The sequence below is a fragment of the Rhizobium sp. AAP43 genome (genome assembly GCF_001296045.1).
Taxonomy (GTDB): domain Bacteria; phylum Pseudomonadota; class Alphaproteobacteria; order Rhizobiales; family Rhizobiaceae; genus Allorhizobium.
On record NZ_LJHS01000037.1, the window covers coordinates 34,501 to 59,814 of the forward strand.

Sequence of the window (25,314 nt, forward strand, 5' to 3'; positions counted from 1 at the left end):
GCGGTGAAGACGGGCTCACCGCATATCGGCTCTCTTCTTGATCTGGCGCAGTCTCCGGACGAGAAATCCGAATTGGATCTCACTGGATATGCGCGAGGGGGCGATGCCCGGATACGTGCCGGGCCATGATTGTCCGGCATGCGGTTTCGACAGGAGATCCATGCCAAGCTGGGGGACGCTTCCCCCTATCGCTTGCTGCCGCTTATCGCTTGCTGCCGCCCGCCGAGCTCTGCTCCACCACGGCCTCCTCTTCCCAGGCGCGCACGGCATCGCGGCCGGAGGCCTTGGCGCGGTAGAGTGCCTCGTCGGCCCGGTTGATAAACTGCGTGCTGGGCACCTGTCTTGCCAGCTTGCCGATGGTGGCCACGCCAATGCTGACGGTGACGACGCCCTTTTCGCTGCCGGTATGGGGGATCTCCAGCGCCCGGATGCGCATGCGCAGATCATGCGCCATGGCGATGGCCGCCTCTTCCCTTGTATTGGGCAGGATGAGCGCCATTTCCTCGCCGCCATAGCGGGCGGCGCGATCGCCGGGGCGGCGGGCGACGGAGCGGACGGCCAGCGCCACCTGGCGCAGGCAATCATCGCCGGATGTGTGGCCATAGGTGTCGTTATAGGCCTTGAAGCGATCGACATCGATCAGAAGGATGCTGAGGCCGGCATCGGTGCCGATGCAACGGGTCATCTCGGTGGACAGGGCGGTGTCGAAGGCGCGGCGATTGAGGAGTTCGGTCAGGCTGTCGGTCATCGCCATTTCGGCGAGTTTTTCGTTGAGGTCGCGCAGTTCCTGTTCGTCGCGCTTGGCGCGGGTGATGTCGGAGCAGACCACGAGGCAACCGCCGTTCTCCGAAGGGGTGGTGCGGGACTCGACCCAGCGCCCATCTGCGAGCGGGAACTGGACCGTTCCAGGCTGGCGCAGGCGCGACATGGCGTTATCGATGAAGCTCTTGGCCTCGACTGGCGGAATGCCGGTGATCTCGCCGCGTTCCATCGCCGCCTCGAGGATCTGGCGTGCGGGCATGCCGGGCACGCGCATATCGGCGGTCAGCGGGAACATGGCGCGATACTGCTCGTTGCAGAAAATGACCTTCATGTCCGCATCGAACATGATCAGGCCATCGGCCATGTTGGAAAGGGCGGCATTGGCCCGCTTCTCGCTCTCGGCCAGCGCCGAGGCGAGTTCCTTCTTTTCGGTCAGATCGCGATTATGGGTGATCAGGCCGATCAGCGTGCCCTCGTCATCGCGCAATGCCGCTTTCAGCGTCGACAGCGTGATCTCGCCGCTATCCGGCCAGACGATGATCTGCTCGACCGTCTTGGCGTCGTTGCCAGCCAGCACGTCGAGTTCGTCGGCGCGGAATGTATCGGCAATTTCAGGCGGATAGAAATCATGGTCGGTCTTGCCGATCAGATCCTGTTCCGATGCCACGCGCATGAGTTTCGCGGTGGCCGGATTGACCATGACGAAGCGACCGTCGGGATCCTTCACATTCATGCTTTCCGGCAGGGAGCGGATGACCGCCTCATACATTTTCAGCGTTTTTGCAAAGTCGCGGCGGCGCAGTTCGGCGAAGACGGCCATGGACGCCAGAAAGGTTGTGACGAAGACCGTGCCGATCCAGATACCGGCGGCCTGATGCAGAGCCTCGGTGAGATGGTTTTGCGGCATGATCAGAAGGACAATCAGATTGCCAAGGCAGATCAGCGCGGAAAAGGTCAGGAGTTCGCGATAGGTGGCAAGCCGGCCGGCGAGCCACCATGCGCCGGCCACGCCGATAGAGGCGGCCAGGATAATGATCGCAACCCCGGCGCTGGCCCCAACCCCGCCCAACCACAGGCGAAAGGCGCCGGCCATGACAGCGGCCACCAAAGCACCGGGCCAGCCGCCGACGAGGCCGGCAATCGACAGGGTGATGGTTCTCAGATCAATATAGATGCCCTGCTCGAACTCGATGGGGCGCGCCATGACCAGCAAGGTTCCGAAACCGAAGAAAAAACCAAGCTTGATGCGCTCGACAAACGGTTTTCGTGCGCGCCCCTGGGGCACGTTGGTCCAGGCCAAGATCGTGAAGAGGATGATGGCACAATTGGCCAACACATGATTCCAGACCGCTTCCACCGCATTTCCTACCGCATGACGTTAATTCAGCCACATTAGCGGCAACTCACAAACCAACCGTTACAGTGCACCGGTTAAAACTCCATCCCCAGTTATCCTAGGTGTAACCTTTGGCCTTCCGCCGGGTTTTCCGTTTTGGCGCGATTGTGCAGAGCCCGGCGCGCCGAGGCGGACAAGACGGGGTGGATATTGCTTTCTGTCGCGACCGGCGCTAGGTCACCTGCCGCGCATGGCGGCCGGGATTGCCCAAGGCCCGTCATTCGGCATTCGTCACTTGCCGGGCAGCGGCGGACACGCTGACAGAACGTCGCGTTTGTCTGTCGCGCGGATCTTGTGATAATCGTTGCAGTGCAACACTGCGCCCGTGCCAGGAGATCGCATGACCGCCTCGAATGCCGCCGGATCGCCCGTTCAGTCGGAAAGGCGGAAATTCTTCTCGCTTCTCCTTGGCAGTATCGGCGTCGTTTATGGCGATATTGGTACGAGCCCGCTTTATGCCTTCCGGGAATCCCTGCGCCCGTTTGCGGCAAACGGCATTCAGCCCGATCATGTCATCGGCTTGATTTCGCTCATGATCTGGACGCTGACGGTGATCGTCACGTTCAAATATGTGCTGTTTTTGCTGCGCGCCGACAATGACGGCGAAGGCGGCACGCTGTCGCTTCTGGCGCTTTTGATGAAGAAGAACCTGCGCTCCATGCCGGTCCTGTTTTTCGCGGGGCTTGTCGGGGCGGCGCTGTTCATCGGCGACGCCATGATCACGCCGGCCCTGTCCGTCATGTCGGCGCTTGAGGGCATGAAGCTGGTGACGCCGGCCTTTTCGGACTATGTGCTGCCGCTGTCGGCGGTGATCATGGTGGTGCTTTTCGCGGTGCAATCAAAGGGCAGCGCGGCGGTTGCCAAGTTCTTCGGCCCGATCACGGTTGCCTGGTTCCTCGCCATGGCCTGGGGCGGCCTCATCCATATCGGCGACGACTGGACGATCCTGGCTGCCCTCAATCCCGGCAAGGCTCTGTGGTTCATCACCCATGCCGGCTGGGCGGGTGTGATCGTGCTCGGCGCCGTTTTCCTCACGGTTACCGGGGCGGAAGCCCTCTATGCCGATCTGGGACATTTTGGCCGCAAACCGATCAGTGTCGCCTGGTTCATCCTGGTCTTTCCGGCACTGGCGCTGAACTATCTCGGCCAGGGCGCGCTTGTGCTCAGCCATCCGACCGCGATCGACAACCCGTTCTACCTGCTCTATCCGGACTGGGCGCTGCTGCCGATCGTGATCCTTGCCACGATGGCGACGATCATTGCCAGCCAGGCGGTGATTACAGGCGCCTTTTCGCTCGCCCGCCAGGCGGTGCATCTCGGCTTCCTGCCGCGCCTGATGATCAAGTTCACCTCGGAGACCAATACCGGGCAGATCTATGTGCCGGCGGTGAACATGATCCTGTTCATCGGCGTGATCGTGCTGATCTTCTCCTTTGGCGATTCCGAATCGCTCGCCACCGCCTATGGCATCTCGGTCACCGGCGCGATGGTGGTGACGACGCTGATGTCCTTCCAGTTCCTGCGTTCGGTCTGGGGTTTTTCGAGCTTCCGGGCCACCGTGCTGCTCTTGCCGCTGATGGTGATCGAGAGCGTCTTCCTCGGCGCCAACCTGCTCAAGGTGCATGACGGCGGCTGGGTGCCGCTGGCGCTTGCCATCGTCATCATGATGATCATGTGGACCTGGACCAAGGGCTCGAAATATCTGCGCGACAAGATCGCCCGCAACGACATTCCGATCCACACCTTCATCGACTCGCTGGAAAGCTCGATCGACCGGCAATCGGAAAGCGCCCCCGTCGTGGTGCCCGGCACCGCCGTGTTCCTGACCAGCGTGCCCGACAAGACACCGGCCGTTCTCCTGCACAATCTCAAGCACAACCACGTGCTGCACGACCAGAACGTGATCCTGACCATCTGGACCCAGGACAAGCCCTATGTGCCGGATGCCGACCGCGTCGAGATGATCCGGCTTTCCAAGCGCTTCATCCGGCTCGACATCACCTTCGGCTTCATGGATGAGCCGAATGTTGCCCGGGCGCTGACGCTCTGCAAGAAGAAGGGCTTCAAATTCGAGATCATGCAGACCTCCTTCTATCTCGGCCGCCGCAACCTGATCGCCATGCCCGGCAAGGGCCTGCCCTGGGGTCAGGAGCATCTCTATATCGCGCTGGCCGATTTCGGCATCGACCCCTCCCGCTACTTCAAGCTGCCGCCGAACCGGGTGGTGGAACTGGGCGAGCAGGTGGCGATCTGAGGGGCGTGGGGTGTCCGGCTTGGGGGCGGCGATGCCCTTATCAAAAGTCGTGACACCACTGCTTACGCGCGGTTAAGGTGATCGTGATTGGGTGCGGCCATGATCGACACACTCGCACTATCCTTCATCTGCGCATCGCTTCTCCTCGCTCTGATCAGCCCTTTTCTGCCGCAACATCTGATGTGGCGGGGGCTGTTTCTTGCCGGCCTCGCCTTTATGACGGGCTCGGTGCTGACGGGGCCTGTGCATTGGTCCAACCGGGATCTTGGCTATGCGATCACCTTCGCTTTTTTCGGTTATTTCTGCGGCGCCATCGGGATCGTCGTCACCATTCGGGTGATCATCGAGGCAATCTACCGCCATGTCCGCCGCCGCCAAAGCGAACGCAAGCCCAGGACCAAATGGGTCGATCTCGTGATCGCTGTGGCGATGGGCGGCGTGTCGGGTCTGCTGCTGCTCCACCCCCTGGCAGCATTGACGGGCGGCCATTCCGGCGGTCTCGCGCTGGATCTTGTGATCGGCTGCACGGCGGCAGGGATTGCCGCCTTTCTCGGCTGGCGGCTCAGGGGATATTTCGACGTCGGAGGTGCCAGTGCCGCGCTGACGATCGCCATGATGTCTTTTGTCGGTTCCGCGCAGACCCAGTCGATCATCGACCATGCTAGCGAGCTTGCGAACGGACGCGCCTGGTGTCTCACCATGCCGACAAAACCGGACAGCACGGTCACAAGATCAGACCTCGGCTTCTACGCCCTGCCGAAAGGCAAGAGTTCACCGCATCTTGTTCTGGTGATCGAGGGCGAGAGGGACATGCTGCTCTGGTCGATCCGTCGCCAGGCTTTCGGTCGAGGAAACATCGGGCTCGACACACACTGCGATCCTGCCAAGGGGCATGAGGCTTTGTGACGGCGATCCGGACGGATGGCTCACACTCGTGGGGTGTCAAGCCGTGCGGAGTGCCATCAGGTCCCCGCTTTCCAGCGCGCCGAGATTGGCCTCGATTTTCTCAAGGGGCCAATCCCACCACGCGATCTCAAGCAGTTCGCCGATGACTTCGGCGGGATAGCGCATCCGGATGATCCTGGCCGGATTTCCGCCAACGACGGCATAGGCAGGAACGTTCGCGGCGACCACAGACGCCGCAGCCACAATCGCACCGATACCGATCTCCACTCCGGGCATGATGGCAGCGTCGTGGCCGATCCAGACATCGTGCCCGACGACCGTGTCGCGCACCGGCAGGTCTTTGTAGCCGAAGGTCTCGGGTTTGAAGATGCGGAACGGGTATGTTGTGAAACCCGTCATCGGATGATTGGCCGAGCTCGTGATGAAGTATGCGCCCCGCGCAATCTGGACAAATTTGCCGATGACGAGCCGTTCACGAACGCCGTGCCCCAGATAGGGGGCCAGTATCTCGGCTGTATCCTCCGGCTTTCCCGCATGCGTGAAGTAACTGTAGTCGCCAACATCTATCCGTGGATGGCTGATGACATTCTTCAGGTAAACGGTATCCCGATAGAGGGCTCCGCCCGGCAAGGTGATGGGGTGAACGGCGTTGACATCAAGCAGGGGCACTGAGAACACCTTTTACAATGATGACGGGGCGAGCAGACCCGGAGGATATGTCCGGCTGGAAACGGAATCCAACGCACACACCAAATGCATTCATGAATAGTTTGAATGACGCGCGCCACCACCCGCCCTCGCCCTTCGAGGGTCGCTTGCGCTCCCACCTCAGGGTGAGGGCTGGTCGTTATGCCCGCCGCCGGCCAATCCTGAGCCTCGCGCTGGCTGATACCGCATACGCCAACACGTCCCCCCATCCTGAGGCGCACGCCAACATTTCCCCTCATCCTGAGGTGGGAGCGTCAGCTCCCCTCGAAGGACCGAGGCCCCGGCACTTGGCACACCAAAAAAGGAAAAGAGATTCAGTTGCTTTCCAGACAAATGCGCGCAATGATTGCGCCAGGAGGGCTTATGGAAGTTACGGTATACATTCTGCGGTGCCGCGACGGATCATATTATACGGGGCTCACCAAGCAATCGATCGAAGCGCGAGTGTGGGAACACAATGCCGGAACCTTCGGTGGTTACACGGCGCAGCGACGGCCGGTGGAGCTGGTCTTTACCGAAGTCTATGACCGTATCCTGGACGCGATTGCGCGGGAGCGGCAGATCAAGGGGTGGAACCGCACGAAGAAGGAGGCGCTGATCGCCTATGCCTATGAGGCACTTCCCGACCTTTCGCGGCGGGGACGTGTAAAACCGATCGATTGAAGCCACCCTGCGTGCCACCCGCCCTCGTCCTTCGAGGGTCGCTGTCGCTCCCGCCTCAGGATGAGGGCTGATCGTTGTGCCGTTTGCCTCAAGGGTGAGGGCTGGTCGTTGTGGCAATCACGTTTCCCCTCATCCTGAGGCGCTCGGCGCAGCCGGGCCTCGAAGGACCGAGGCCTCCGGTTACGCCCGCAACGGCGGATGCAAGCCACCCGCCCTCGTCCTTCGAGGGTCGCTGTCGCTCCCGCCTCAGGATGAGGGCTAACCGATGTGGCTCCCGCCTCAGGGTGAGGGCTGATCGTTGCGGCTCCCGCCTCAAGAATGAGGGCTGAGCGTTCTGCGCGCGACCTCCGCTTAAGCGGAAGCTTAAGCCACGGCCTCTCCGCCCTCAAAACTTCCCTCCTTCCCGAATCAGTGATACCCGTCGGGACCGATAGTTCCCTGCGGTGATCCGCCGCCTCGTGCCACCAAGGTTTTGCCAGAGCGTGCTCCGTGTTCCCCTCATCGTCGCCTTCACGCTTCTCGTGGCCTTTGCCGGCGGGATCCTGTCGGCGCTGTCGATGCTGAATGCCTCGGTCGGCTTCGGGGCGATCGATGTGTCGGGGTGGCGGGCCTATCCGGCGGCGCAGACGCTGGCAGCCGATCCCTATGCCAAGGCGCATCGGGCCAAGGCCGGGCTTTTGCTCTATGGGTCGGCCGAGGGGCTGCAGTTTACCGCCACACAGGATTCCAAGGGGCTGGCGCTCACCGGCACCTGTTCCTACAAGATGAGCGGGCGCACACCGGCTGCCCGCGCCTGGACGCTCTATGCGGCCGATGACAGCGGCCAGCCGCTGACGGCGGGTGAAAACCTTCCGGTGGCGAAGAATTCCCAGACGATCCTCAGGCGCACCGACGGCACCTTCGACATTCTGGTGTCGAAGACGGCGCAGGCGGGCAATTGGCTGGCCATTCCCGATACCGGCTCGTTCCAGCTGGTGCTGACGCTGCTCGACACGCCAGCGGCGGCCTCGACGGGGCTCACCGGCCTCGACATGCCGGTCATCGATGCGATCGGGTGCGGCAATGAGTAAACTCGTCTATGCGCTCCTGACCGGCATTATCGGGGCGGTGCTCTTGCACATCATCATCATTCTCGGCGTGCCGCTGTTTACCGGACGGGACGCCTATACGCGGGTGACGGCGGAGGGGCAGCCCTTTGTCTTTCATCCGCTCTCGGCGACCGAGGATGCCGTGGGGCTCTCGAGCCGCAATCCCTATCTCAGACTGGCCGTCTGCCATTTCGACATCGGCACGCAGCCGCTTTCGCTGACGGCAGCCGGTGGCGTCGAATTCTGGTCGATGGCGATCTATGACCGCGATGCGAATGAAGTGTTTTCGATGAATGACCGGACCTCGGTGGCCGGCGATCTCGACGTGCTTCTGGCAACGCCGGTGCAGGTGGCGCAATTGCGCAAGACACCGATTGCCGCCCTGGCCCAGACCATTCTGGTCGAGCATCGCGGCACGACGGGCTATGTGGTGCTGCGCGCCATGGTGCCACAGCCAAGCCTTGAGGCCGAAGCCACGGCCTTTCTGGCCGATGCCGAATGCCTGCCCTTTACCGGGCGCTGAACGGCCTCGTTCCTCCGACCGTCAACTGGCGACCCTCAACTGGTACCCCTCAGCTGGTACCCCTCATGGGCAAGGACGCAAGCCTTCCCGGGCCTCGTGACGGCGGCCGGGTGAGCCGGACTTTCGCGTGCCGTCTCAAGCATCCATCAGGCGGGTGCCGGAAGGGCGGGCAAGGTCGGCAATTCGACGCGGGTCCAGGCGGGTTCAGCCCCCAAGCGCTCGTAACGAATGCCGGTGAAGAGGAGGATCTTGGCCTTTGCACCGGCCTTGGGCTTTGCCCTGGCACCGGTGTCCGGTCCTGCCGAGGACGCAGACCGTCGTGTTTCGCACCGCCGATCGGCGATCCTGATGATATCCGCCATGCTCGTTCTCCTTTCATCAAGAAAGATCGAGAGGGATGAGGGGGTTCATCTCACCCTGCCCCTGTCCCAAGGGGCCCGGCACAGCCCGGTTCATGTCGCGGATGGATGGCCACGGACCGGGATCACTTGCGCCTTTCTCAAACGCTCCCGTTTCATGGATCAGCCCGTGAAACGGGGTATGCACTATCAAGAATATCCGAATTTTCCGAACTATGTGGCGAATCGCCTGATCTGGCCATCCGCCTTGATCGAGGAAGCCATAGGTTAGTTAACAGCCTGCTAACAATTTCGTTCTAAAGTGAGGCGTATCTGTATTGCGTTGGAGTGCGTGGCTCGTGAGCGAAGAATTCAGGGAACTGGAACGGCCGAGCCGCGCGCGGAACAAGGATGTCGTTCTCATGGCCACGGTCACGAGTTTTCAGGCGCTTTCCCACCCGGCCAAATCCGAGCTTCGCCAATTTGCCGAGCTGTTCCAGCCACTGTTTGCCGGCTCCTCGCTCGAGGCCCGGCGCGACGCGGTGGCGGCCCTTTCGCAAAGCCCCAATCTGCCGCTCTCCATTGCCGCCTTCATCGCCTCGCAGCCGATCGCAATTGCCGCGCCCTTCCTCGCCTCTTCGCCCGCCCTTTCCGATGACCTGCTGATCATGATCGCCCGCACGCAAGGGGCAGACCATGCGCGCGCCATCGTCAAGCGCGACAAGCTCTCGCCGACCGTCATCGACACGCTGGTCGGGCTTCGCCACAGCGAGGGCAAGCGCCCCGAGCAGCCGGCAGCCGAGATGGCGCAGGCGACGACATCCGAACCGGCCGGCCGCGCTGCCGCCGCACCACTGCCGGGCGTTCGCCGGACCGAGATTGTCACTCCGGACGGTGCGCAGGCGTCTGTCGACACCGACCGGCTGGGGCGCGAAGAGGCGCTGCGCCAGACGATCAAGACGCTGGCCAGGCGCGACCTGCCCGAGAGCCAAGACCGGCTGGGCCGCTTTTCGATTGGTGCGGTGCAGGCCGCCCTTCTCGTGCGTTTTGCCCGCAGCCATGAAGGCGGGCTGTTCTGCACGACGCTTGCCGATGTGCTCTCGTCCAGTCGCTGGCTTGCCGAGCGCATCCTGATCGACATTTCCGGCCGTCAGCTCGCCACCACGCTGGTCGGCGTCGGCATGGAGACGGCCGATGCCGTGTTCGTTCTGAAGGCCCTTTATCCGCATCTTGCCCGCATGGCGAAACGGGACGATGGCCAGCAGGACGGGGCGGCGAACGGGGCGGATAGCCGCGCCGTGCGGCTGATTGCCGATATCGAGCCCGGCCAGGCGGAGGCCCGCATCGACAGCTGGCTTCGGGCCGACCGCTACACCTTTGGCGAACCGCTCGCCACAGCCGACCGTTTTCCGGCAACGGAGCGGGTGGCGGCCAATGGCGGGAACGTCACCGGCGAGGCCGGCCTGCCGGCATCCTTGTCCGGCCACGGCCCGTCGCATGGCAATCGCCGCCCCGTTGGCGACGACCATGGCCGCCAGGTGCTGCGCGCCCGCAAGCGCTAAGGGCTTCGCGCCGCGTCACTTTGCGGTGGGCGCCAGGTCCAGATAAGTGCCGATCGCATCGACCTCGATTTCGACCAGCCAGAGATCACTGTCGAACTTCATTTCCCGCGCAATCACATCAGCGACCGCCTCCGGTTCGGCGCGGGATAGCCGCTCCTCGAACAACCGGTCGTCACGCGCCTCAGTCTCAATCATCGCCTGGGGTGCCGGGCCATATAGCGTCTCCAACCCATCGCGAAACCGCTGGCGCACGAAAATCGCGCCGGAGGCTTCCGCGCCCTTGTGGACGACGGCAGCATATCCGCCATCGGAAAAGACGCGGCGGGTGAGAGCGGAGACGAGGATATCGGAACGGATGCGCATACGGGTTTTGTAGGGCATGCCAGGTGGGAGGGGAAGTGGGGTGTGGGGTGACGCGACCGCACCGACAATGCATTTGCATTGCCCGTTGCCAGGACAATGCAAATGCATTATCTACAGATCATCTAGGAGATCCGACATGGGTGCAAAACCGACATTTTCCGTGGATGCCACGATCACCGCGCGTGGCCAGACCACTGTTCCCTCTGCAATTCGCAAGATGCTGGGCGTCGAACAAGGTCACATCACGTTTACAGGCATGTCCGATGGCACTGTCATCATCGAGCCCAAAGTCGACAAAAGCCATGTCGATCCGGCCATCGGCGCTTTCCTGCAGTTTCTGGAAAAGGATATTGCCAAGGGCAATGTCGTACCACTTCAGCAGACCCTGCTCGACGAGCTCGACGACTTGCTGGGCGACGCTGACGTCGACATGGACGCGCCTCTTTCCGATGACTGACGTCAAGATAAACGGATGGACCATTTATCTGCACCCACTTTTCATCACGGCATTGCGCAGCTTGATGGACGAAGTCCGGCACCAGCGCGCGGCAGACCCTGAAAACTATAAGCAAAAACAGGCTTTCAAGCGTCTTGCCGCAACGAGAAAAATGGCATTCATCGATATTCCTTCAGATCCGACAGATGCCAAGTTCCGGCAGGGCGACACGCTGGGTGACAGCTACAAGCACTGGTTCCGTGGCAAATATCTGCAGCAGTTTCGCCTCTTTTTTCGCTACCACGAAAAAGAGAAGGTGATCGTGCTGGCATGGGTCAATGACGACGACACCAAGCGGGCCTATGGCAGCAAGACCGATGCCTACAAGGTCTTTTCAAAAATGCTGAACGACGGCAATCCACCCGACAACTGGGCTCAGCTGGTCGAAACGAGCCGAACGGCCACAGACAAGGCTGGAGACCTCGTCTCCACCGGCAAGCCCTAGGATTGTGATTTCCCACATCGTCCGACGCCGAAGCGATCTCGCTTCGGCTGGAAATGCTCCAGCACATCTGAAGCTTGACGGGTTGAACGCTCATGCTGGCATTCCCTGCCCACGGTAATGGGCAACCTCGATCTCATCGACCCGCTTACACGTCGCCGCGATGTCAAAACGGCCCTGCTATCGCAGGCACCTCAGGTGCGGGGAATGTTGCCGATCCTCCCTCACACCTTCACCGCCAGCCGCAGGCCGCCCCAGTGGCGGCCGTTGATGGTGATGGGGGCGGAGATGTCTTTCATCAGGACGAAATTGCCGCCGCCCATGTCGCGGCGGTAGGTCTGGACGAGGAAGGGGGCGGTGGAGCGGCCGGCGGCAAGGCCGACGCGGTCGTTGAAGATGCGGCGATTGCGGCAGTTGGCGGTGTTCCACACCGTATCGCCGGGGCGCTGGGGACTTGAGAATTTCCGGTTATGGGTCGGCAGGTAGCCATTGTTGTCGACCGCCGCGCAAAAGCCGATACGGTCGGAACTGGTGGCCACAGGTTCGAGAATGGCGGGCAGGACCTGATCGGTGAAATCGGTGAAGCCAGTCATCATCTGCACCGGATCGGTGCCCGGGATCGGGCGGTACTGGCGGTCAAAGAGATCGGCCATGCGGATGCGGCCGGTCTCGACGGCGCGCTCGAAAGTTTCGGAAATCCTGGCGGCGACCGAGACGGCAGTGTCGATCCAGTCGCTGTCGACGGTGCGGATGCCGGCGCTCGCGGTCAGCTGGACCAGCGTTTCCGAGAGGCCGACGACCTTGTCGATGCGGGCGGCCGTTTCCTGCAGCTGGTGATCGGACTGGCGCACTTCGCCGGACATGGCATTCAGCGTCAAGACGAATTGCGCGCATTGGCGGTCGACCGTCTCGGTGGTGCTGGAGATCGACGAGGAGCTGTCGAGGATGCGGGTGATCACCTGCTCCATGGCGCTGAAAGACTGGTTCATCGCCTGCGAGGTCTGGCGCACATCGCGGGCGCTTTCCGTGGCTCCGCGGCCAGCTTCGGTCAGGCGGGAGATCTTCTGGCGCAGCTCATTCAGCGTCTGCTGGATGGCGCCGGTGGCCTGCGAGGTCTGCAGCGCCAGCGCCCGGACTTCGGCTGCGACGACGGCAAAACCCTTGCCGGCCTCCCCTGCCCGCGCCGCTTCGATCGCCGCATTGAGGGCGAGAAGATTGGTCTGGCGGGCAATGGTGCCGATCTCCTCGGCGACCTTGTCGACCTCGGACAGCGAGCGGGCAAAGGTGCCGATCTCCGTGCCGATTTCCTCCGATGTCGAGACCATGTGATCGATCTTGCCGACGGCGCCGGTCAGGCGCGTGGCGCTGTCGCCCAACATGCGGCGGGCTTCGCCTGCGGTCTCATCCGTCTCGCGCAGGGCCGCGGCCACGGTGCGGTTGTTTTCGGAAATGGTGATTGCGGTGCGGGTGATTTCATCAAACGTGCTGGCATGGCTGCGCGAGACCTGCGCCACATCCTGGATCGCGCCGCCGATATCGACAATATCGATGCCGAGGCTGGAGGCCTCCTTCGCCAGGCGCTGGACAATGTCGCGCAGCGCGGCAGCATCAACTTCCAATGGCACCGGGGACCATTCAACCGTGTGATCCGGGACTTGCGGCGCCAGCGGGTCATGGCCCCGATCCCGGTCATCCGCCACATGATGCAAGGCGACGTTCATGAGCATCCTCCTGATGCCAAGTCGCGACAATAGGACCCTAGAGTCGCGCTTCGGCATTACCCAAACGGGGATGGTAGGCGTGCATGCTTAAAGAAGCATTTATTATGCAAAGCTAAAAAACAGTAAACCGGAGGTCACAAGGCGCCGATGTCGCGGAGCTTCTTGAGCACGGCCTGGCTGGGTTCGCCGGTGATCGGCAGCTGGTAGTGGCGCTCGAAACGGCGGATGGCGGTGCGCGTTTCCTCGCCCGGCATGCCATCGATGGTGACATCCTTATAGGCCATGTTGGACAGGCCGCGCTGGATTTCCATGACGAGGCCCGGATCGTAACTGGCCTGGCTGATCGGCGGCGTCTGGGCGGGGGCCGATGCCTCCCCCGTGACGGCACGCGGCGGCACGGGCGCGGCAACCAGGGCTGTCGACGGTTTGGTTTCGGCCGGTGCTGTCACTGCGGCCGGCTGCACGGCGGCGGCGGGCTTTGGCTCGGCGGCGGACCTGGGCTCAGCGGCGGACTTGGGCTCGGCGGTGACGGGGCGGCGCGGCGGGTTGGTGACGATTGTCGTCTGCGCCTTGCGGATGGCGGCGGCCACCGGATCCGTGTCGGCTTCAAGACCGGTGAGATCGGACGGACGCTGGGCGGGGACTGCGGCGGTAAAGCCGGTTTCGAGTTCCAGCGCTGCCATCAGTTCCGGGCTGACGAGGCCGTTTGCCTCCATGCCGGCGGATTTCTGGAAGAGCGCAATGGCGGTTTCGGTGCGCGGGCCGATCACGCCGTCCGGCTCGCCATCATAAAGGCCGCGTGCGATGAGGGCCGCCTGGACGCGACGGATCACTTCCGCCGTCTGATCGGCTGCGGCTGGCAGTGCTTCGGCCCCCTCGCCTTCACGCTCGATGCGGAAGGTGGTGACATTGGCCGGGTCATGTTCGGTGAGCAGCGTGCTTTTCTGGGCACCGGCAAGGGCGGTGAAATCGCCGGCGTCACGGGTGCGCAGGAAGGGCGACGGATGCTGGCCGGGCTGATACCACAGGGCATTGGCGGCGACCGTGCCGAAGACGACGCCGAAGGTGGCGACGCCGCCAACGAGACGCGGATAACGAAGGGCAAGACGCCAAAGCGCGCCGCCGGCGGCCAAAACGAGGCCGAGAAGCCGGCTCCTGGCCGGCGTCTTCTCAGGCGATTTTCGCTTTCGCTTCGTCATTCCCGTCCGTTTTCCCGCTCTGGGCTCCCATCATGTCAGTCTTGGCCAGGCGCGGCGGGAACTCGACCATGGTCTCGTCTTCACCGGACAGCTGCACGGCGCCAGAGCCATCGAGCGGCAGGACGATCGTGGCGACCGTGCCTTCCCCGGGGCGGCTGGCGATGGAGAAGGTTCCACCATGCAGGGCCGTCAGTCCCTTTACCAGCGAAAGGCCGAGACCGGAACCCTCATAGTTTCGGTTGAGATCATTCTGAATTTGCGTGAAGGGACGACCGAGCATGGCTATCTTGTCAGCCGGGATGCCGATGCCGGTATCGCTGACAGACAGCACGACATTGGCGCCCTGGCGGGTGGCATCGATGGTGACGACGCCGCCTTCCTCGGTGAACTTGATGGCATTGCCGACGAGGTTGATCAGGATCTGGCGCAGCGCCCGCTCGTCGGCGACAATATCGCCCAGACCACGCGACAGGCGGCTGGTGAGCTTGACGCCCTTTTCGGCGGCCTGCAGCGATAGCATGCGTTCGCAGGCGATGACGGCGCCATCGACCTCGAAGCGCTCGAGCTGGAGTTCGTAGCGGCCGGCCTCGATCTTCGACATGTCGAGCATGGTGTTGACCACCGACAGAAGATGGGCGCCGGACTGGCGGATCAGCTGGACATATTCGCGCTGGCGATCGGTTTCGAGCTTGCCGAAATATTCGCCGGCGAGAATGTCGGAAAAGCCGAGAATGGCATTGAGCGGCGTGCGCAACTCATGGCTGACGGCGGCGAGAAACCGGCTCTTGGTCTCATGCGCATCGATCGCCTCATGCTCCTTTTGGCGCATGGCATCGCGCATCTTCAACTCGCTCTCGATGTCGAGGATCTGCGCCTGGACGGCCTGGAGCGTGCCATCGTCGCGGCGGATTGCCGTCATGTCCATGCGGACATTGAGGAACTGGGTCTGGGTCAGGCCGAGCACCGGACGATCGAGACGCAGATCGATGACGACGGCATCCGCCCCCTGGCGCAGGGCATCAAGGCTCTGGGCAAAGGCAAGGCGATCCGAAACATGGACATGTTCGACGAAGGGGCGCAACAGCGGCTCGCGCAGGAAGGCCAGATAGATCTCGCGATCCCGGCCGCCGGCGGCGCGCACCATGCCGGTGTGGTCGAGCGTCAGGAAGAGGCCCGGGCAGGCTTCATATCCATGGAAGGGATTGGGCATGTCCGGTTCACCCGCTGGCTTTTCCGGGGCTGTGAGGCGGCGTCCGGCGACAAGCGCGACGCAGGCGAGCATGAAGAGAGCCGAAGCGAGGCCGACACCGAGGGGAAGACCGGCCGCGAGGCCGAAGACGGAAGAGAAGAGAGCCGGCACAAAGACCACGGCCGGCAGGAAGCCGAGCGTCAGGCGACGCAGGATGACGATCTCGGCCTGGTCCATGGAGCGGCCGGCGGCCTGACGCGGCAGGCAGCGTGCTGCAATCCCGTCCAGCAGGGCAGCCATCTCATCCGACATCTTACGCAATACAACCACGCCAGGATTCCGCGACCGGTTCACTTCACATTTCACAGCCGAAGATAGCGCCGGCGCGCTTAAAGAATAGATAAGGCGAGGCCCCGGAAACCGGCGGTTGGGGGGCATCTGACCCGATTCGGGACAGCGAAAAGGGCCTTTGCGGTTTATGGTTAACGGGGCGTAACTGCTGATTTTCCTAGAATTTTAGCGGTCGCGTTAATATTTGACCGAGGAGACGCCGCAGGAAAGCGGTGGATTTCCTGACCTCTGCCACAAATATGCTTAATCGCCGGCGGCAGATTGGTGCCTTGTCGCGCAGAGGTTGAGCGACAGTTTGCATTTTAATCAAATTCGCTTCGAATCCGACCGTCTTTTGAAAATCGATCTTCGCGAATCAGGGCTTAGGTAAAGGGCACAAGTTCGGGGCAAACCCGACGCCATCCGGAACAGACCGGAAAACAGGGTATTGGTGACGACATGTGGTTTCTGATCAAGGGAACGTTCTATTGCACGGTGACGCTGGTGGCGCTCTCGTTCCTGGCAGCGCCGCCGCATGAGGAAGCAGACGGCGGTTCGCGGCTGGAAATCGGCGATGCGTTTACCGCGGCTACCGGCGCCTATGAGTATGTCGCCTCGCTCTGCGTCGAGCGGCCCGAGGTCTGCGAAAAGGGCATGGAAACCTTCCAGGCGATCGGCCAGCGGGCCCGCGAAGGCGCGCTGGTTGCCTATCAGATCCTCGACAAGCAGTTCACCGACACGGAAGAGAGCGAGAGCGCGACAGCAGACGCCGCTCCGGTACGCGCCCCTGCCCGCACCAACGGCAGCATCGAGATCGTCAAGCCGAAGGTGACGCCGGCGGTGGCTGCCGCTGAATTCGAAGAGCCGATCACCACCGGCACCGTGGTGCCGAGCGCCCGACCGCGCAACCTGCCGCAACCCTATCGCAAGCCGAGCCAGACGCCCTGAACGGAGCCCTGAACCTGACACACCGGCCCCTGACTTCAGAGCGGCCATAAAGAGAATTTCGAAGGGCGCTCCCGCCCTTCCCCCGAGCTTGCATCCGGCTGGCCATAGCCGGATGCCTGTCTGCCTGTACCAAACTGCTGATCGGCACATGCCGGGCCGCGAGGAGCAATCCTCGCGGCTATTTTTTTGTCGGTGGGGATCACAGCGACAGGGCCGACGATCGGCGACCCCTGACTGCCGCGTTCCCTTTCTTTCAATGACCAACCCGGTAGACCCGACCGGTCTGCACGCCTTCGATGCTGCGCCGATAGGCCATGGCGACACGCGCGCCCGGCACGCTGTCATAACCGGGGAAGAAGGGGCCGAAGCGCTCGATCGATTCCGTCAGGACCGTCGGGCTGACGGCATTGATGCGGATGCCTCGCGAAAAATCGCAGGCGGCAGCCCTGACAAAACCTTCAATCGCGGCGTTCGACGTTGTGGCGTGGGCGCCTTGGGCAATCGGCTCGTCCGCGGCGATGCCTGAAGTCAGCGTGATCGAGCCCCGGTCATTGAGGGAATGCTGGCCGATCAAGGCGACGCGCACCTGACCCAGCAATTTATCCTGCAGGCCTGTGGCGAAGTCTGCGGCTGTCATCTTTTCGATCGGCGCCAGGATGACATTGCCGGCAGTGACGATGATGGCGTCGACCGGTCCGGTTTTTTCAAACAGCGCAGCGACACTGTCATCACTGGCGATATCCGCCTGATAGTCCCCCTGGCTGCGCCCGACGCGGATCACTTCGTGCCTGCCATCCTGGCTAAGGTCTTGCAAGACGGCGCGGCCGACATCGCCACTGGCGCCGATAAGAACGATCTTCATTGATGACTCCTTGTACATTCGGATCTGAACGGCGCCACTGTTAAACGAACTCTGAAGGCGATAAACATGGCTTGCATTCGTTGTTTGCGAACCGATGGTTAGGAATATGGATAAGCTGCGCGCCATGGAGACCTTCGTGGCCGTTGTGGATGGCGGCAACTTCACCGAGGCGGCACGGCGGCTTGATATGTCGGCGGTGATGGTTGGCAAATATGTGCGCCATCTCGAAGATCGCCTGGGCGCGCGCCTGCTGGAGCGCACCACACGACGCCAGGGGCTGACGGATGCCGGTCGTGTGTTTTACGAGGATGCCAAACGGGCGCTGGAATATGTGCGCGTGGCCGAGACATCGCTGGAACGGCTGCGCGCATCGCCCTCCGGCACCTTGCGGATCAGTGCTCCGATCACCTTTGGCGCCTGCGTCATCGCGCCCTTGGTCGCGACATTCCAGCAGCAGTATCCGCTCGTGCATGTCGAACTGGAACTCAGCAATCGCATTGTCGATCTGATCGACGAGGGATTTGACATGGCGATCCGCATTGGCGAACTGGGCGATAGCGATCTCATCGCAAAAGCTTTGACACCGTATCGCATGGTGATCTGCGGATCGCCTGACTACCTCGCCCGCCATGGCTATCCGGAGACGGCGCAGGATCTCAGCGCGCATCACTGTCTTTCGCATAGCGTCTGGAGCCGGCATGGCGCCTGGACACTGAAAGGCGCGGATGAGGTGCCGATCACCATCTCCCCCGTCTTCCAATGCAATGATGGCAACGCGCTGCGCATGGCAGCCCTTGCGGGGGCGGGATTGTTGCTCCAGCCGCACGTTCTGGTGGCCGAGGATCTCAAGGCCGGCAGGCTGGTGTCCGTGCTTCAAGATTACGTGCCCGAACCGCGAATGGTGCATATCGTGCGCCGACAAGACCGGCGCCCGCTGCCAAAGCTCACGGGTTTCATTGCGCATCTGCTTGCGCATGTGGGGAAAGAGGGGGCGTCGTGATGGATGCGGGCGGTCGGATGGGCGGTGCGGGGTTGGGCGGGGAGCGGTGGGGGCTGGAAGCGTCGTTACGGCGAACATGGTTTGACGCGTGACGCTACCCTCTTGCAGTCGCCAGTTCACGATTGCAAAACGACCGCTCGTGCCGCAACACCGAATAGACCTTCCAACTTTGCTGACATCACATGACGCGCTCACTCACCAAATATGCTTGTCTCGACTGCCAGCGGGTTTTCAAGCGGAGAGCGGATGCGACGCAGAAAGTCTGCCCACGCTGCGCGGGGCTCACCTACCGGACTGGCTCAGATTTTCGTCCACCCTCAGCCGGTGACAAGAAACGTTGGGCGGTCGCGGCATTCCTGATCTCGAATGGCTTTCCTTACTATCGGCTTGGCCTGCAGTATCCGACGACACTCAAAGAGGCGAGGCGTTTTGTCGACGACAATGCTTCACTGGCTGTAGACATGGACGCGAACAGGACTGTACCGCTTCATCTGGCACGAGACCGTGCGGTTTGATCAAAGTTGCGGCCTGCCTGGATGCGCCAGACGTTCATCGGCATTGCCCGAGCGGGATGAGAAACGCGCGCAGCGTTCTGAGGATGGGAACGCGAGGCTGCATTCGACCAGTGAATTCCGAGGGTAAACAGACGAGGAGGCAACATGGGCAAGCCAAGTTCGAACGAAAAACAACGGATAGCCGAGATTATGGCTGCGGCTCGTGCTGAGGACTGGGAGAGGTACGCCTTTCTGACGGATCGGCCATTCGCCAATCCGGCATCCATGAAAGAACAGTTTGAGGATTCCTCGCGGCTTATCCGGGCTCTTTCTTCGGTGCCCCGACCGGACGTGGAGGTAGGAACCAACGAGGACGATAGCCGAGTGATCTTCGCCAAGATCGCTTTAGACGACCCGGCTGAAAATCCCATCCTGCTGACTCTCCACAGCACGTCAGAATGCGCCGACGCCGTTATCAGCATCTGGACGTTCTTTCAGGAGATAGGCTTCGACTAGAGCATTTCCGGTGATCGCGGGATCACCATAAACGCGCTAGGCCCTTGTTTTGACCGCATTGTCCGACGCCGAAGCGATCACGCTTCGGCTGGAAATGCTCGATGCACCTAAGCAACTGAATTGCCTAGTCGAATGAGATGTCGCCCATGTCCAGCGATGGTGACGTCGCATCCTGGCCCGGAGCGGACGCTTGTTATCCGCAGTCGAGCTGGCGAAGATATTCTTCACCGCTGATCGTCGTCCAGCCATCGCTTGGGAAACGTTGAGAGTCGAGGTCATCCGTTGAGAAATAGGCTCCGAAGAAGTCACATGCAGGTTCAAGCAAGGCAATTCTTCGTCTTAGATCATCGCCGCAGTCGGAAATTTGATCTTCGAGTGCCTCCTGGTTCTCATTATCCATCAGGAAAGGGATCCGTAGATGTCCCATGGAGATATCGAGAACCGGATAACTGGGTTCGGCGCAGATGCCGACCATCACCTTTTGCGGATCCCATAAACCACTCCGCAGGTAGCCCGAAACCGAGGTCCCGATCATCGGGAAATCGTTGCGCATGCGAACGTAGCGACTAAAATTTGTCATCCTCCCCTTATGGGCACCCACGGTACAAAGCTTGTAGGCGTCCAACCCATAGGGCGGCTCTGGTTCGAAGGATAATTCGAGACCGCCAGGATAGCGCCAATACAACGGCACCGGCTGGTCATACGCATTGGTTATCCACCGCCTCGGTGGCCCAAGCCTCTCTGCGATTTGCAGGAGCGGCGTGCCAAACTGGAGGAATTCAATATTGAGCGACCTCAAACTCTCTTTGAGCGAGAAGACGACTGGTTGTTTACGCATGGTGACCTTTTGATGGTTCACAAGACTGTGGAGGACTCGCTTGGGATGGCCTGATGTCCGCACTTGGCGTCACGTCCACCCCTCTTGCAGCAGCCCTTGCTGCGGCTGCCTGTTTGCCTCTGCCAAACTGTTATCGATGTCTACCGGGCCGTAAGGAGTGATCCTCGCGACATTTTTTTGGGGTGTTGGGGAAGGCGGCTTTGGGACGCACACCAGGGGTTGGTGACGTTGTATTGCGTTTCGGTGATGTCTGCCTTTGGCCCTAAGCCGCCATTGGTGGCGTACCGTTTGTTTGAAGCGTCAACATGGCATCCCGAATGTCGGAGTCGGTGTGGAGATACCTTCCTGGTGATTCCCCGAGGTCGACGCCATACAGGAACATTATGCCGCCCCATATGACCTCAGTGTCGGCCGCTGGAACGAACATCAACGAGCCAACTTCGCGGAGCTGAAGCATCTCAAAAGCCCAGCGGTCGGCGGCGTCGCGTGTCATTCGACGCTCCAAGACGTCGTCGAAAATCCTACACACGTCTTCACGTGATAGCTTCATATTTTCTTTCCGCAAAGATGTCCAAACCGTTAAGCTAAGCGAGTGTGCCGAGAACGACAAGCTGCACGACATTGTCCGATGACCGCAATTGGCGCAAAACACACGCCGCCATCTCCCCGTATCCAAAACAATCTTGTCTCCAAAACGACCGAAGCTCTACATCATTTGGTCACGGATGGTTGCCACAAATCCAGAATTCGCGCATAGCGCGCATTTGGGGAGACGGGTTCATTGTGCATGGTTGGAGTTGGAGTTTATTCCTGGCCTTCGCCTTGTTCCCTTACACGGTCGGTTTCCTTTTGCTCTGCTTCTGGTGGCGCTTGGAGTCGATGTTGCCGGCCTGGGGCGTGGCGTTTGCGTTTGCCGCCTTGGCATCACTGAGCGTGGGGCAGTCGGACGGGCTTGAAGCGGGCCTCGCCTCTATACTTCTGCTGTTTTTCATCATCGGCGCGGTGAGTGGCGCTGTCGCAAGCGTTCTGATCAATCGGGGACGGGCGTCGCAGTGGCGCCTCGGCAACACCGAGCGGAAAGAGAAATGACTTCGCGAGTCTCGCATTGTAAAGATACAAGGCGAAGGCCTCGTTGTTGTGCGCCTTTGCCAGGTAGGTTTTGAATCTCGGCTCGGACAGCGCTGCCCTGAGCGCAGCGACTGTAGCGGCGTCATATGCGTACGGAACTTGACTCTCAGCCATCGCGGCGACACATAACCGATCACAGCAGTCGAACTGGCCCCACTGGCTTTTGCTAAGCGCCGTCGACAGAAGATTAAAACACCAGGTCGGGCGAGCCCCCACCTGGTGTTTCTATTTTGGCGGGATTTATCGCACAACGCAACCGCTGGCTTTCTCGTGGTGGTTCTGTTTCTGAGCGTCTCCCCGCTGCAGTGAGCGCATACGCGGTCGTCCCCTCCCCGATTTCCTCGCTCCCACCCGGTACACAAGCCTCCCCCGCTCCTCTATATGAGGTCCGACAGACAGAATGGGTGTGGCATGGCGACTTTGGATGCGATGATTGATGATTTCGGGTTCCTCGAGGATTGGGAGGACCGGATGCGGTATGTCATCGAGCTTGGCAAGGCTTTGCCTGATCTGCCGGAGGCAGAGAAGCGTGCTGAGAACAAGGTGCAGGGCTGTGCGAGCCAGGTCTGGCTGTCGGTCGAGGCCGGTGACGGGGTCGATCCGGTGATGACGTTTCGGGGTGACAGCGATGCGTTTATCGTGCGCGGGCTGGTCGCCATCGTGCTTCAAGCCTATTCCGGCAAAAAGGCCTCCGAGGTTGTCGCTTTCGATGCGCTCGACCTGTTCAGCCAGATCGGGCTTCTCGAACATCTGACGGCGCAGCGCGCCAATGGGCTGCGCTCGATGATCCAGCGGATTCGCGAAGAGGCGGCGCGGCGGCTGATTTGAGGGTTAGCCGCAGCCGCCCGCCGGGGCAGAGGCGTCCTCGGCGATATCGGGGCGATAGCCCTCCTCGCCCCAGTGGCGGGTGCGGGTGGGCTTTTGCGGCGGGGCATAGTGGCGGGCGAGTGCGAGCAGCGCGGTGCGCAGCATGAGCTTGGCCGAGCGGGCCGGCCATTGGCGCTCGCGCTCCACGACTTCCAGGCCCTTGCCGAAGCAGCAGACATCAAGGGCGACGCCGGCCAGTTCCGGGCCCATGGCGGCGATGGCGCGGTTGAGGCGGGCACGCGCGGCCAGCCGGCTGTCGGCGAGATCAGGCCCATCCGGCGCCTGGCCCTTGACGCGTGTGGCAAGCCTTGGCTCCCAGGACGCGGTGATGCGGGGCTGTAGGCCGCCATACTCGAAATCGGCCGCCAGCCGGTCGCCGGCGAGCACCGCCTCTTCCGGCAGAAAGGCGCGGCCGTCCTTTTCCTTCAGTTTCAACAGCGGATAGAGCGGCGATTCCTGGCGATTGCGGCGCAGCACGCGCCGGCCTTCGGGCGTGGCTTCGGTGACAGTTTCCATCTGCCGATGCTGGGCGGCGAAACTGTCCTCCGGCAGATCGCAGAGCGCGCGGCGCAGATAGGAGGCCGTCTCAGGGGTGGCGGCAATGGTGGAACCGGTCCGGGCAATCAGGCCGCGCGCGGCAAGGCCGGCAAGCAGGCCGGCATCGACGGTGAGATCGGTCATGGTGCCGATCGAAGGGGCACGGCCGAGGCGGAGCATGGCGACAGGTGCGGCGGCTTTGGCGCCCTCGCCGGTTCTTGCCTCCGCATTGGCCCGGCCCATTACCGTGAGCGGGCCGTCGAGCAGCAGCCGCAGCAGGCGGCGGGTCGGCTTCTGGTCGCGAGGCAGCGCTTTCCCCTTCAGCGTTGCGGTCCCTGTGGCTTTTCCTCTGGATGTCTTCTGAATGGTCAGGGTCATGCAGGCACCTCTTTCAAGCGGCAGTGCGGGGAACGAGCAGGTGGACAGCGCTTGCCATACGCTCAACGGTCGCGACGAAGGCGTCGTAGCCGGGATCTTCGCGGCGGTGTTCGACCATGCGGCAGGCATGGCCGACCGTGGAGCGCTCGCGCCCGAAGGCGGCCGCCACCTCCTCCATGGAAAGCGCAAAGGCGGTGTGGCAGACATACATGGCGATCTGGCGGACATGGCTCGTTGCGCGTCGCCGATTGCCGCCCTCGGCCTCGATGCCGATGGCCTCCAGCAATTCCTGGGTCAGTTGGCGGAGGATCATGCAGAGCAGGCGATGCTCAAGGGAGGGCGGCGGCGTTTGTGGTGTGCTGGAGCCCGGGGCGTCCGTGGGGGTTGGGGGAGCGATGGGCCGGAGCGTATAGCGGGGGGATGTGGCAGTCTGCATGGCGACCTCGCGATATAGGATTTTCTTCCTACACGATAACAGAAGTCGGAGGGCTGGAAACCCTCAATTCGCAGGGGATCACGGGTGAATGGGGTGCAAGAAGTCATCCCCTCCCAATGCGGGTCCGCGCTCAGGGAAATAATCCTATGCTGCGGACACGAAAAAGGCCGGGTGTGAAACCCGGCCTCTTCCATGCGAAATCTGGATGGATGACTTACTTGGCGCGCTTGCGGCGCTGGCCGAGGCCCATTTCCTTGGCGAGGCGCGAACGCGCTTCGGCATAGGCCGGGGCAACCATCGGGTAGTCGGCCGGCAGACCCCATTTCTCGCGGTATTCGTCCGGAGTCATGTTGTAATGGGTCATCAGGTGCCGCTTCAGCGACTTGAATTTCTGACCGTCTTCCAGGCAGATCAGATAGTCGTCCTCGATCGACTTGCGGATCGGCACTGGCGGCTTCGGCTTTTCCACCGGCACGACAACCGGGGTTGGCGAAGTCGTGTTGCTGAGGGCCTGGTGGATATCACCAATCAGCGTCGGCAGATCGCCGACCTGAACAACATGGTTGCCGATATAGGCAGCCACGATATCCGCCGTGAGTTCGACCAGCAATTGCGGGTCGAGACCCTGTTGTACTTCACTCATTTCAATCTCCTGTTCAACCATTACAGGCACCGCCGCAGCCTGTTCATGATATGAGGTTCTGCATATCCGACAGCATCGCCAGAATATGAAGAACATAGCTTATGTTCAGAATGCATTCGCCTTCAGCCACCCCCCATTTCTAGGGCCTTATTCCAGCAAAACCGACAGGTCTTATCGGTATTCAATGAAACATTGATACCAAATACATGACCACTCAATCTTGCGAAGCAGCGGAAAGCACTCTCATTCCTGGAATATCACCCCTGATGTAAAAGTCCACTGTAATGATCTGCAAGTTTTAACAGGTGCAAAAATAAGTGTGAGTAAGCTTCACTTCTCTAGATCGAAGAAACTCTTCGCTTCTCAGGTCAATTCAAGTCACCGGTGAAAGCTGCCCATTACTTGGTCATCTCGTCGCAAACCGACACGGACGATAGTGGATAGCCGACCTTGTGGGCGGCGCGGGCGAGGAGATGGGCGGCAATCGGGGCCGTGAGGATGAAGAAGACAATGCCGGCAAACGCCCGCCCGAAGGTCGCGATATCGCCGGCATGCAGGCCAACGGCGAGCAGCAGCAGGCCGGAGCCGACCGTGCCGGCCTTGGAGGCGGCATGCATGCGGCTATAGACATCCGGCAGGCGGTTGACGCCGATGGCGGCGATCAGCGAGAAGAGCGCACCGCCGATGATCAAGACCGAGAGAAACAGCGCAAAGAGTGTGGCCATGG

27 protein-coding genes are annotated in these 25,314 nt (G+C 61.6%); 13 read left to right on the forward strand and 14 right to left on the reverse strand.

Features of this window, described 5'->3' with window-relative positions:
- Positions 1-202: 202 nt before the first annotated feature.
- Positions 203-2,119 (reverse strand): diguanylate cyclase, encoded by a 1,917-nt coding sequence (locus tag IP76_RS17775; protein ID WP_054159575.1) that lies wholly within the window; start codon positions 2,117-2,119, stop codon positions 203-205.
- A 379-nt stretch (positions 2,120-2,498) separates the two neighbouring features.
- Between IP76_RS17775 and IP76_RS17780 the strand changes: the two genes are divergently transcribed.
- Together IP76_RS17780 and IP76_RS17785 are read left to right on the forward strand one after the other, a co-directional pair.
- A complete protein-coding gene (locus IP76_RS17780; protein ID WP_054159576.1) occupies positions 2,499-4,412 on the forward strand; it encodes a potassium transporter Kup in 1,914 nt (637 codons plus the stop codon).
- A 99-nt stretch (positions 4,413-4,511) separates the two neighbouring features.
- Entirely contained in the window at positions 4,512-5,318 is an 807-nt protein-coding gene (locus IP76_RS17785) for a hypothetical protein (RefSeq protein ID WP_054159577.1), read from the forward strand.
- 36 nt (positions 5,319-5,354) lie between these two features.
- On the opposite strand, the gene IP76_RS17790 is transcribed toward IP76_RS17785, so the two are convergent.
- The gene (locus IP76_RS17790) at positions 5,355-5,987 is read right to left on the reverse strand and encodes a CatB-related O-acetyltransferase (RefSeq protein WP_054159578.1); all 633 of its coding nucleotides are present in this window, start codon (positions 5,985-5,987) and stop codon (positions 5,355-5,357) included.
- 402 nt (positions 5,988-6,389) lie between these two features.
- Between IP76_RS17790 and IP76_RS17795 the strand changes: the two genes are divergently transcribed.
- The 3 genes from IP76_RS17795 to IP76_RS17805 all read left to right on the forward strand — a co-directional run bounded on the left by IP76_RS17795 (position 6,390) and on the right by IP76_RS17805 (position 8,300).
- Positions 6,390-6,689: a GIY-YIG nuclease family protein gene (locus IP76_RS17795; protein ID WP_054159579.1), complete on the forward strand. Its 300-nt coding sequence runs from the start codon at positions 6,390-6,392 to the stop codon at positions 6,687-6,689.
- 482 nt (positions 6,690-7,171) lie between these two features.
- Positions 7,172-7,759, forward strand: coding sequence for a DUF1214 domain-containing protein (locus IP76_RS17800; RefSeq protein WP_054159580.1), 588 nt, complete (start codon positions 7,172-7,174; stop codon positions 7,757-7,759).
- Positions 7,752-8,300 (forward strand): hypothetical protein, encoded by a 549-nt coding sequence (locus IP76_RS17805; RefSeq protein ID WP_054159581.1) that lies wholly within the window; start codon positions 7,752-7,754, stop codon positions 8,298-8,300. Before IP76_RS17800 ends, IP76_RS17805 begins: the two co-directional genes overlap by 8 nt.
- Before the next feature lie 146 nt (positions 8,301-8,446).
- Here IP76_RS17805 and IP76_RS17810 read toward each other — a convergent pair whose 3' ends face one another.
- On the reverse strand, positions 8,447-8,662 hold the full coding sequence (locus IP76_RS17810) for a hypothetical protein (RefSeq protein WP_054159582.1): 216 nt from the start codon (positions 8,660-8,662) through the stop codon (positions 8,447-8,449).
- Positions 8,663-8,997: 335 nt separating this feature from the next.
- Between IP76_RS17810 and IP76_RS17815 the strand changes: the two genes are divergently transcribed.
- Complete coding sequence (locus tag IP76_RS17815; RefSeq protein WP_245281502.1) at positions 8,998-10,200, forward strand: DUF2336 domain-containing protein; 1,203 nt, start codon at positions 8,998-9,000, stop codon at positions 10,198-10,200.
- A 15-nt stretch (positions 10,201-10,215) separates the two neighbouring features.
- Here the strand turns inward: IP76_RS17815 and IP76_RS17820 are convergent, their stop codons facing one another.
- Entirely contained in the window at positions 10,216-10,563 is a 348-nt protein-coding gene (locus tag IP76_RS17820; RefSeq protein WP_054159583.1) for a DUF1491 family protein, read from the reverse strand.
- A 136-nt stretch (positions 10,564-10,699) separates the two neighbouring features.
- On the opposite strand from IP76_RS17820, the gene IP76_RS17825 reads away from it, so the two are divergent.
- Positions 10,700-11,020: a type II toxin-antitoxin system PrlF family antitoxin gene (locus IP76_RS17825; protein ID WP_054159584.1), complete on the forward strand. Its 321-nt coding sequence runs from the start codon at positions 10,700-10,702 to the stop codon at positions 11,018-11,020.
- On the forward strand, positions 11,013-11,504 hold the full coding sequence (locus tag IP76_RS17830; RefSeq protein ID WP_054159585.1) for a type II toxin-antitoxin system YhaV family toxin: 492 nt from the start codon (positions 11,013-11,015) through the stop codon (positions 11,502-11,504). The genes IP76_RS17825 and IP76_RS17830 overlap by 8 nt, the downstream gene beginning before the upstream one ends.
- A 221-nt stretch (positions 11,505-11,725) precedes the next feature.
- Here the strand turns inward: IP76_RS17830 and IP76_RS17835 are convergent, their stop codons facing one another.
- The 3 genes from IP76_RS17835 to IP76_RS17845 all read right to left on the reverse strand — a co-directional run bounded on the left by IP76_RS17835 (position 11,726) and on the right by IP76_RS17845 (position 15,940).
- A complete protein-coding gene (locus IP76_RS17835; RefSeq protein ID WP_082352596.1) occupies positions 11,726-13,222 on the reverse strand; it encodes a methyl-accepting chemotaxis protein in 1,497 nt (498 codons plus the stop codon).
- 134 nt (positions 13,223-13,356) lie between these two features.
- Entirely contained in the window at positions 13,357-14,421 is a 1,065-nt protein-coding gene (locus IP76_RS17840) for a peptidoglycan-binding domain-containing protein (protein ID WP_054159586.1), read from the reverse strand.
- Entirely contained in the window at positions 14,393-15,940 is a 1,548-nt protein-coding gene (locus IP76_RS17845; protein WP_054159619.1) for a HAMP domain-containing sensor histidine kinase, read from the reverse strand. The genes IP76_RS17840 and IP76_RS17845 overlap by 29 nt, the downstream gene beginning before the upstream one ends.
- A 459-nt stretch (positions 15,941-16,399) precedes the next feature.
- Between IP76_RS17845 and IP76_RS17850 the strand changes: the two genes are divergently transcribed.
- A complete protein-coding gene (locus IP76_RS17850; RefSeq protein WP_054159587.1) occupies positions 16,400-16,888 on the forward strand; it encodes a DUF5330 domain-containing protein in 489 nt (162 codons plus the stop codon).
- Positions 16,889-17,141: 253 nt separating this feature from the next.
- On the opposite strand, the gene IP76_RS17855 is transcribed toward IP76_RS17850, so the two are convergent.
- Positions 17,142-17,750, reverse strand: a complete 609-nt coding sequence (locus tag IP76_RS17855) for a short chain dehydrogenase (RefSeq protein ID WP_054159620.1) — start codon at positions 17,748-17,750, stop codon at positions 17,142-17,144.
- A 106-nt stretch (positions 17,751-17,856) separates the two neighbouring features.
- Here IP76_RS17855 and IP76_RS17860 point away from each other — a divergent pair, with 106 nt between their 5' ends.
- The gene (locus IP76_RS17860; RefSeq protein WP_054159588.1) at positions 17,857-18,750 is read left to right on the forward strand and encodes a LysR family transcriptional regulator; all 894 of its coding nucleotides are present in this window, start codon (positions 17,857-17,859) and stop codon (positions 18,748-18,750) included.
- A 659-nt stretch (positions 18,751-19,409) separates the two neighbouring features.
- Positions 19,410-19,760 carry a hypothetical protein gene (locus IP76_RS17865; RefSeq protein ID WP_054159589.1) on the forward strand — a complete coding sequence of 117 codons (351 nt, stop codon included), beginning with the start codon at positions 19,410-19,412 and terminating at the stop codon, positions 19,758-19,760.
- A 193-nt stretch (positions 19,761-19,953) separates the two neighbouring features.
- Here IP76_RS17865 and IP76_RS17870 read toward each other — a convergent pair whose 3' ends face one another.
- Together IP76_RS17870 and IP76_RS17875 are read right to left on the reverse strand one after the other, a co-directional pair.
- Entirely contained in the window at positions 19,954-20,598 is a 645-nt protein-coding gene (locus IP76_RS17870; protein ID WP_054159590.1) for a hypothetical protein, read from the reverse strand.
- A 262-nt stretch (positions 20,599-20,860) separates the two neighbouring features.
- The gene (locus tag IP76_RS17875) at positions 20,861-21,148 is read right to left on the reverse strand and encodes a hypothetical protein (protein WP_054159591.1); all 288 of its coding nucleotides are present in this window, start codon (positions 21,146-21,148) and stop codon (positions 20,861-20,863) included.
- Positions 21,149-21,219: 71 nt separating this feature from the next.
- Here IP76_RS17875 and IP76_RS23360 point away from each other — a divergent pair, with 71 nt between their 5' ends.
- Both IP76_RS23360 and IP76_RS17885 read left to right on the forward strand, forming a co-directional pair.
- Positions 21,220-21,687, forward strand: coding sequence for a hypothetical protein (locus tag IP76_RS23360; protein ID WP_197278377.1), 468 nt, complete (start codon positions 21,220-21,222; stop codon positions 21,685-21,687).
- A 450-nt stretch (positions 21,688-22,137) separates the two neighbouring features.
- Positions 22,138-22,554 carry a SufE family protein gene (locus IP76_RS17885; protein WP_054159593.1) on the forward strand — a complete coding sequence of 139 codons (417 nt, stop codon included), beginning with the start codon at positions 22,138-22,140 and terminating at the stop codon, positions 22,552-22,554.
- 3 nt (positions 22,555-22,557) lie between these two features.
- Here IP76_RS17885 and IP76_RS17890 read toward each other — a convergent pair whose 3' ends face one another.
- From IP76_RS17890 to mnhG, 4 genes are all read right to left on the reverse strand, one after another.
- On the reverse strand, positions 22,558-23,508 hold the full coding sequence (locus tag IP76_RS17890; protein WP_054159594.1) for a DUF6456 domain-containing protein: 951 nt from the start codon (positions 23,506-23,508) through the stop codon (positions 22,558-22,560).
- 13 nt (positions 23,509-23,521) lie between these two features.
- Positions 23,522-23,944: a helix-turn-helix domain-containing protein gene (locus IP76_RS17895; protein WP_054159595.1), complete on the reverse strand. Its 423-nt coding sequence runs from the start codon at positions 23,942-23,944 to the stop codon at positions 23,522-23,524.
- Between the two features lie 214 nt (positions 23,945-24,158).
- Positions 24,159-24,587 carry a MucR family transcriptional regulator gene (locus IP76_RS17900; RefSeq protein WP_054159621.1) on the reverse strand — a complete coding sequence of 143 codons (429 nt, stop codon included), beginning with the start codon at positions 24,585-24,587 and terminating at the stop codon, positions 24,159-24,161.
- A gap of 398 nt (positions 24,588-24,985) precedes the next feature.
- On the reverse strand, positions 24,986-25,312 hold the full coding sequence (mnhG, locus tag IP76_RS17905) for a monovalent cation/H(+) antiporter subunit G (protein WP_054159596.1): 327 nt from the start codon (positions 25,310-25,312) through the stop codon (positions 24,986-24,988).
- Between the last annotated feature and the right edge of the window lie 2 nt (positions 25,313-25,314).

Excerpts from the sequence above, each read along its gene's own strand:
- IP76_RS17780 (WP_054159576.1), top strand. The coding sequence starts at position 2,499 with ATGACCGCCTCGAATGCCGCCGGATCGCCCGTTCAGTCGGAAAGGCGG.
- IP76_RS17785 (WP_054159577.1), top strand. The coding sequence starts at position 4,512 with ATGATCGACACACTCGCACTATCCTTCATCTGCGCATCGCTTCTCCTC.
- IP76_RS17795 (WP_054159579.1), top strand. The coding sequence starts at position 6,390 with ATGGAAGTTACGGTATACATTCTGCGGTGCCGCGACGGATCATATTAT.
- IP76_RS17805 (WP_054159581.1), top strand. The coding sequence starts at position 7,752 with ATGAGTAAACTCGTCTATGCGCTCCTGACCGGCATTATCGGGGCGGTG.
- IP76_RS17810 (WP_054159582.1), bottom strand. The coding sequence starts at position 8,662 with ATGGCGGATATCATCAGGATCGCCGATCGGCGGTGCGAAACACGACGG.
- IP76_RS17820 (WP_054159583.1), bottom strand. The coding sequence starts at position 10,563 with ATGCGCATCCGTTCCGATATCCTCGTCTCCGCTCTCACCCGCCGCGTC.
- IP76_RS17825 (WP_054159584.1), top strand. The coding sequence starts at position 10,700 with ATGGGTGCAAAACCGACATTTTCCGTGGATGCCACGATCACCGCGCGT.
- IP76_RS17830 (WP_054159585.1), top strand. The coding sequence starts at position 11,013 with ATGACTGACGTCAAGATAAACGGATGGACCATTTATCTGCACCCACTT.
- IP76_RS17835 (WP_082352596.1), bottom strand. The coding sequence starts at position 13,222 with ATGAACGTCGCCTTGCATCATGTGGCGGATGACCGGGATCGGGGCCAT.
- IP76_RS17840 (WP_054159586.1), bottom strand. The coding sequence starts at position 14,421 with ATGACGAAGCGAAAGCGAAAATCGCCTGAGAAGACGCCGGCCAGGAGC.
- IP76_RS17850 (WP_054159587.1), top strand. The coding sequence starts at position 16,400 with ATGTGGTTTCTGATCAAGGGAACGTTCTATTGCACGGTGACGCTGGTG.
- IP76_RS17855 (WP_054159620.1), bottom strand. The coding sequence starts at position 17,750 with ATGAAGATCGTTCTTATCGGCGCCAGTGGCGATGTCGGCCGCGCCGTC.
- IP76_RS17860 (WP_054159588.1), top strand. The coding sequence starts at position 17,857 with ATGGATAAGCTGCGCGCCATGGAGACCTTCGTGGCCGTTGTGGATGGC.
- IP76_RS17865 (WP_054159589.1), top strand. The coding sequence starts at position 19,410 with ATGGGCAAGCCAAGTTCGAACGAAAAACAACGGATAGCCGAGATTATG.
- IP76_RS17870 (WP_054159590.1), bottom strand. The coding sequence starts at position 20,598 with ATGCGTAAACAACCAGTCGTCTTCTCGCTCAAAGAGAGTTTGAGGTCG.
- IP76_RS17875 (WP_054159591.1), bottom strand. The coding sequence starts at position 21,148 with ATGAAGCTATCACGTGAAGACGTGTGTAGGATTTTCGACGACGTCTTG.
- IP76_RS17885 (WP_054159593.1), top strand. The coding sequence starts at position 22,138 with ATGGCGACTTTGGATGCGATGATTGATGATTTCGGGTTCCTCGAGGAT.
- IP76_RS17890 (WP_054159594.1), bottom strand. The coding sequence starts at position 23,508 with ATGACCCTGACCATTCAGAAGACATCCAGAGGAAAAGCCACAGGGACC.
- IP76_RS17895 (WP_054159595.1), bottom strand. The coding sequence starts at position 23,944 with ATGCAGACTGCCACATCCCCCCGCTATACGCTCCGGCCCATCGCTCCC.
- IP76_RS17900 (WP_054159621.1), bottom strand. The coding sequence starts at position 24,587 with ATGAGTGAAGTACAACAGGGTCTCGACCCGCAATTGCTGGTCGAACTC.
- mnhG (WP_054159596.1), bottom strand. The coding sequence starts at position 25,312 with ATGGCCACACTCTTTGCGCTGTTTCTCTCGGTCTTGATCATCGGCGGT.